Source organism: Helicobacter bilis ATCC 51630, from assembly GCF_000686565.1.
Taxonomy (GTDB): domain Bacteria; phylum Campylobacterota; class Campylobacteria; order Campylobacterales; family Helicobacteraceae; genus Helicobacter_A; species Helicobacter_A bilis.
This window is the reverse complement of the sequence record NZ_JMKW01000085.1, coordinates 1-5122: the sequence shown is the minus strand read 5'-3', so window position 1 is coordinate 5122 and position 5122 is coordinate 1. Positions and strand designations below refer to the sequence as shown.

Annotated in this window: 10 protein-coding genes; all 10 read right to left on the bottom strand. The window is 31.1% G+C overall.

Annotated elements, in window-relative coordinates; translation table 11 throughout:
• On the bottom strand, positions 1–152 hold a 152-nt coding region (locus T368_RS16930), incomplete at its 3' end, for a phage baseplate assembly protein V (RefSeq protein WP_248646241.1).
• A 2-nt stretch (positions 153–154) separates the two neighbouring features.
• Positions 155–598 (bottom strand): hypothetical protein, encoded by a 444-nt coding sequence (locus T368_RS0110880; protein ID WP_004087682.1) that lies wholly within the window; start codon positions 596–598, stop codon positions 155–157.
• 11 nt (positions 599–609) lie between these two features.
• Entirely contained in the window at positions 610–816 is a 207-nt protein-coding gene (locus tag T368_RS16925; RefSeq protein WP_027338495.1) for a hypothetical protein, read from the bottom strand.
• On the bottom strand, positions 806–1099 hold the full coding sequence (locus T368_RS16920; protein WP_004087686.1) for a hypothetical protein: 294 nt from the start codon (positions 1097–1099) through the stop codon (positions 806–808). Before T368_RS16920 ends, T368_RS16925 begins: the two co-directional genes overlap by 11 nt.
• Positions 1100–1200: 101 nt before the next feature.
• Entirely contained in the window at positions 1201–1779 is a 579-nt protein-coding gene (locus T368_RS0110860) for a hypothetical protein (protein WP_004087688.1), read from the bottom strand.
• Between the two features lie 45 nt (positions 1780–1824).
• Entirely contained in the window at positions 1825–2040 is a 216-nt protein-coding gene (locus tag T368_RS15745; RefSeq protein ID WP_138160809.1) for a hypothetical protein, read from the bottom strand.
• Between the two features lie 112 nt (positions 2041–2152).
• A complete protein-coding gene (locus tag T368_RS0110850) occupies positions 2153–2578 on the bottom strand; it encodes a hypothetical protein (protein ID WP_004087692.1) in 426 nt (141 codons plus the stop codon).
• 291 nt (positions 2579–2869) lie between these two features.
• Positions 2870–3367, bottom strand: coding sequence for a hypothetical protein (locus T368_RS0110840; RefSeq protein WP_004087695.1), 498 nt, complete (start codon positions 3365–3367; stop codon positions 2870–2872).
• Between the two features lie 11 nt (positions 3368–3378).
• On the bottom strand, positions 3379–3885 hold the full coding sequence (locus T368_RS0110835) for a hypothetical protein (RefSeq protein ID WP_169736169.1): 507 nt from the start codon (positions 3883–3885) through the stop codon (positions 3379–3381).
• Between the two features lie 635 nt (positions 3886–4520).
• On the bottom strand, positions 4521–4784 hold the full coding sequence (locus T368_RS14055; RefSeq protein ID WP_034567614.1) for a hypothetical protein: 264 nt from the start codon (positions 4782–4784) through the stop codon (positions 4521–4523).
• Positions 4785–5122 lie beyond the last annotated feature (338 nt).

Below are 5122 nucleotides of genomic sequence, written 5' to 3'. Positions count from 1 at the left end.
TATAAACTTCCAGATATAAATGGCTTATCTATATCATTATCTAAGAAAGAGATTATAACTTCATCTCCAATTCTTGGTGTATGATAAAAGCCAGAATGATTAGAAGCTATAGAGGTATAGGCTGGGGAGTGTATAAGTGTCGGATCATTCATTTTTATTCACTCTCTTTAGGATACTTTGGATTAGTAATGTTAAAATATTCGTTGATTTCATTTTGTGGGGTAGCAATATTCATAAGTTTATGAGGTTTTTTACCTTTTTGGTATAAATAATACTCATAGAGCCACTTAAGCTTTGTAATATCAATATTTGCATTTGGAAATATAAGCCTTGCGTAATGTGTATCAAGACGCGAAATATGCTTAATTTTTAAACTATTTGATTTAAGGTATTCTCTCAATGCGTAGGCATAGTAATTTGCATCATCGGCTAGGGTATAAAAATTTTCCTCTCCCATTTCTTTTTTAAAATGCTCTACTTCCTCATCAGTAAAAATTACTTCAATCACGCATTTATCACAATCCACCACAAAGTCTTTAGCTTTCAAACTCAAGCATAGAGCCATAATTGCTGCAATATTTTTTATATATTTATACATGCTATTTTCCTTTAGTTTTGTTGGTGCATCACAATATGATAGCAATTATTCTCATCTAAAACATTTGTTTTGCCTAGTAGCTTAATAGCCTCACTTTTAAACTTCTCTTTATTTTTACCTAAAGATGAATGCGGAATATCAACCACATTGACAATATTGAAATCCGCACAATGTGTTGATACACTAGAAGCTTCAAGATCATTAATTTTATCTGCCATTGCCTGTATGATATCGTCTTTGTTTTTGTAAGCCATTTGTAATGATATTATTATACATAATTTCTGCTTGTTTTCTAGGCGTCCTTGCTGTGCTGCTAATTACGACTCTTTTGTAGTTAGAATTTTTTGCAATTTGTCTTAGTATGTTTTTAGAATATTCAGAAATTAAACTTATATCCATTCCATTTTTTCCCACTACCTCAATTCCACTCAAATCCTCCTCTTCATACCCCACCTCTAGTTTTACCCTATTTGCAGAGTATTTTCTTTGATATTCTAGCAATACATTATATCAATTCACAGAATCTATCATCTAATAAAAGTTCTGTATTAATGATGTTTTGTGCATTATTGTTTGTGATGACTCCTGCTTTGTTATTATTTTTACAGCTCATTTACCCTTTTTAGAATCCTTTGTAATTTTGGCTTATCATTGTATTTTTCTTGCAAGATTTTATAATCTTGTGGCAATGGTTTGCAATATTTATCCATTTGCCTATCAAGTTCTTTATTTCTTGCTTCATCGTATCCATATTCGCCACGAAAATAATTGCACTCACAAGCATTTTGTATGTATGTGTCAATATCTTGTGGATAAAGCATTATAGATTCTATAACGCCTCGTGTATCTTTGCCCACTTGTTTTAAAGAAAGAATATAACTTCTGTAAGTGCAAATTTTCTCTCCATCGTTAAAAGCATTAAGATTTATGCTTACTTCATTTTCGTTTTGCCATTGGATTTTAAAGCTTTCATAACCATAAATCTCACTTTTCTCATAATCAAGAGTTTGCGTGATGTTTTTCATAGATTCAATGCTTTGTGGGAGATAATAACTCTCAGAAAAACTATATTGCATTTCTTCATACGCTTTTGTGATATTTGTGTCTGTGAAGTTTTTTTCTGTTTCTATTTGTGCAAATAAGCTATTACAAAAAATCATTAAAATCAATACATAACGCATCGCCTTTCCTTTACTTTCCATTAAATGACCAATGTGGATCGTCTTTTAGCAACTTATAGACTCCATAGGTTGCTCCAATATCATGAAGTTCTTTGCATTTAGCACCATTATACCATTATTTGGTGTTAAAATATATTCTTTTCCTGCTTTATCTTTAATTTTTATATCTTTTATCCAAGTAATCGTCATATCGATAGCTTTACCTAAAATATGATTTGATGTAATGGAGGCTATATATTTCATTCCATAAGCATTTTTCATCTCCAATGCTTTTTCTCTTGAAATTTTCTCTGAATAATTACCGCTAGAATCTGTGTGTATCCAATTAATTGGTATGTTTTCTTTTTGTGTTGCTGTTTTCCCATACCCACCCCTATTGTCCTTTGGGATACTTTGGATTACTAATGTTAAAATACTTGTTGATTTCATCTTCAGATATATCTGGAAAATATTTTGCAATTTTTCCTTTTTTATAAATCCAATATCCAAAATAAGATTCTATGTGTATTTTTTGATTTGCAAATAGCAGGGTATCAAAAATATCAGAATCTTTAATGTAGATAAATTCAATATTGTTTGCTTCAACATAATTTGAAACGCTATATCTATCATGATTTATATCATCTGCCATTACATAGAAATCTTCTTCTCTCATTTCTTGTTTGAGTTTCTCAATCATCTTATCGCCTAGAGAAAATACTATAATGCAACGCTCACAACTTGCCCTAAAGTCCTTCGCTTGCACAAAACTACAAAGAGACAATGCAGAAACAAATAGAATTGTTATAAAATTATGCAAAATTCCTCCTTTAAGGTTGGGTAATTTCAATGTGATAACATTGTCTTTTGGTTTCATCTATAAATCTGAGCTTCTTTGATGCCTCAAACTTTTGGTTTTCTCTTTTAAAGTCTTTTGGATTTTTAAGTCTCTACACAGAAATATCAATAGTATTAATTTTTGATACATCTTCTATGCAATAAAAAATCTAGTACCTTCTTTGCTTAAGTCTATCCCTCCATTATATCTTTAGCTTCCAAACTCAAGCATAGAGCCATAATTATTGCAATATTTTTTATATATTTATACATACTATTTTCCTCTTGTATTTCTATTTGGGCTTGTGTTGGAAGTGTAATGATTTTTAAGATAGTTATTAAAAATATCCTTATGCAAAGTAAAATCCTCTATTTTGCAATTACCAGAAACAAGAGTAATCATTTGTCCTTGCCTGATCACATCTATATTGCAAAAGTCATTATTATACTCCATAGAAAACACTTTTATAGTGGCTTTAGTGGGAGATTGAATAGCTATTATTCTTACTGTTGAATAATTCATATCATTTGGTTTTTCTGTATAAAAATTGATAGCAAAATCATTAAAGGCACTCTTGTTTTTAGAGTATCCAATCTCGCATACAAAACCGCCCATAGCCTCATCATCAAAGCAATTATCACTTATTTTGAAAGCTTGTTTGCCTGTCTTTTGTATAGATTCATAAATGCCTCGCCACTCTTTTACATAACTTGGAAACTCTTTAGTATAGGCAATATGCAGTACTACTAGCAATACAAGGATATATTTCATTTTTAAGTCCTTTAATTTTGTAGTTGCGGTATTATAATGTGATAACAGCCGTTTTCATCAAGAATTTGTGTGATTTTACCCTCACGTTGAAGTTTTTGTGCTTGAGATTTAAAATCAGTCTTGTTGACACCTAAAGAGGAATGCGGAATATCAACCACATTGACAATATTAAAATCTGCACAATGTCTTGAAACTTTAGAAGCTCCAAGCTCATTGATTTTATTTGTCATTGTTTGTATAATTTCCTCTTTGCTTTTACCAGCTTTTTTCTGTGTTTCATATACATCTAATACTCGTTGCCCGGGCTGTTTATAAGTATCTCTTTGTTTTTGCAAACCATTTGCAATGATGTTGTTATACATAATTTCAGCTTGCCGTCTAGGCGTTCTTGCTGTGCTACTAATTACAACTCTTGTGTAATTAGAATTTTTTGCTATTTGTCTTAGTATATTTTTAGAATATTCAGAAACCAAGCTTATATCTATTCCATTTTGTCCTACCACCTCAATATCACTCAAGTCCCCTTCCTCTCCATACCCCACCTCTAGCTTTACTCTATTTGCAGAATATTTTCTTTGATATTCTAGCAATATATTTGCAAAATCACAGAATCTATCATCTATTAAAAGTTCTGTATTGATTATATTTTGTGTATTGTTGTTTGTAATGGTTCCTACTTTATTGTTGTTTTCATCATATATATCTAGATAATATATTTTTTGAGATAATGGGATAGGGGATATATTTTCTATTTGTATAAAATACTTTTTAGATTCAGTAAATTGCCTTGCTGGATTATTGAGACTTAAGGGATGAAGTCCAAAGCTTTTATCTTTTTTTACCTTTCCCCACTCTACTATATGAAGTTCTTTCCCATTAAATTGAAGTGATAAAGGAGGTTTATAATCTAGTTTGATATGGGTGGTATAATTCCTCGCTTTATAGGCTGGGGAGCGTAGATAAGCAAAGATAACTAAAGTATAATCTCCCTGTGTGAGGTATTGGAGTTGTTGGGAATAGTTGGGAGGATTATCTTTAGAGTTTGGTTGATTTGATATTGCATTGCTGTGAGCTTGTTGTAAATATTCTTTAGGATTAAATGTTGTTATATGTTTCCCTTATAAATATCATTTGGGAGTAGGTAGTAACTCATTTACTCCTCACACTCAAAACTTACTTGGCTTTCGTGTATTACACCATAGATTGCCTTGCTTGTATCGTTTGCCTCTTTTGGGATATAGGCGACTTTTAGCCATTTGGGATTGGTAGAATCTTGCCCTAAATTTAAAATGAAGCCCTTATTGTCTTGGAACTGACAAGATTCTAACATATCCATTTTTTGAATCTGTGTTAGAATTTTACCATTTGGAGATTCTCGTAAATTAATATAAGAGTCTTTGGTAATAGGAAAGAGCAAATATTCGCTAGGAATGGTGCTTTTGTTAATATACCACTTGTGTATCCTTTTTTAGAATACATTCAAAAATACACATAAGATACAAACAAAAAAACATCGAGCGGAAGTAAAAAAAGGGTTATAACATATAAGCATATTATAAAACACTTATGCAAAAAACCCTTTATACAAGGCTTTTATGTGTTTGTGTGTTTTTGAGTGTTAGAGAGGGTGTTTTATTATGTGTTGCTAAGTGAATATACTGCGTGATTATATTACCCCAGCGTTACAAAAAACACTCCAAACGCCCTAAATACCGATACTCTAAACACTAAGTAAAAAAGCCTTTTTACTTTTTG

Bases quoted from the DNA above. Each gene is read 5' to 3' on its own strand.
- T368_RS0110880 (WP_004087682.1), bottom strand. From the start codon at position 598: ATGTATAAATATATAAAAAATATTGCAGCAATTATGGCTCTATGCTTG.
- T368_RS16925 (WP_027338495.1), bottom strand. From the start codon at position 816: ATGGCAGATAAAATTAATGATCTTGAAGCTTCTAGTGTATCAACACAT.
- T368_RS0110860 (WP_004087688.1), bottom strand. From the start codon at position 1,779: ATGCGTTATGTATTGATTTTAATGATTTTTTGTAATAGCTTATTTGCA.
- T368_RS15745 (WP_138160809.1), bottom strand. From the start codon at position 2,040: ATGAAAAATGCTTATGGAATGAAATATATAGCCTCCATTACATCAAAT.
- T368_RS0110840 (WP_004087695.1), bottom strand. From the start codon at position 3,367: ATGAAATATATCCTTGTATTGCTAGTAGTACTGCATATTGCCTATACT.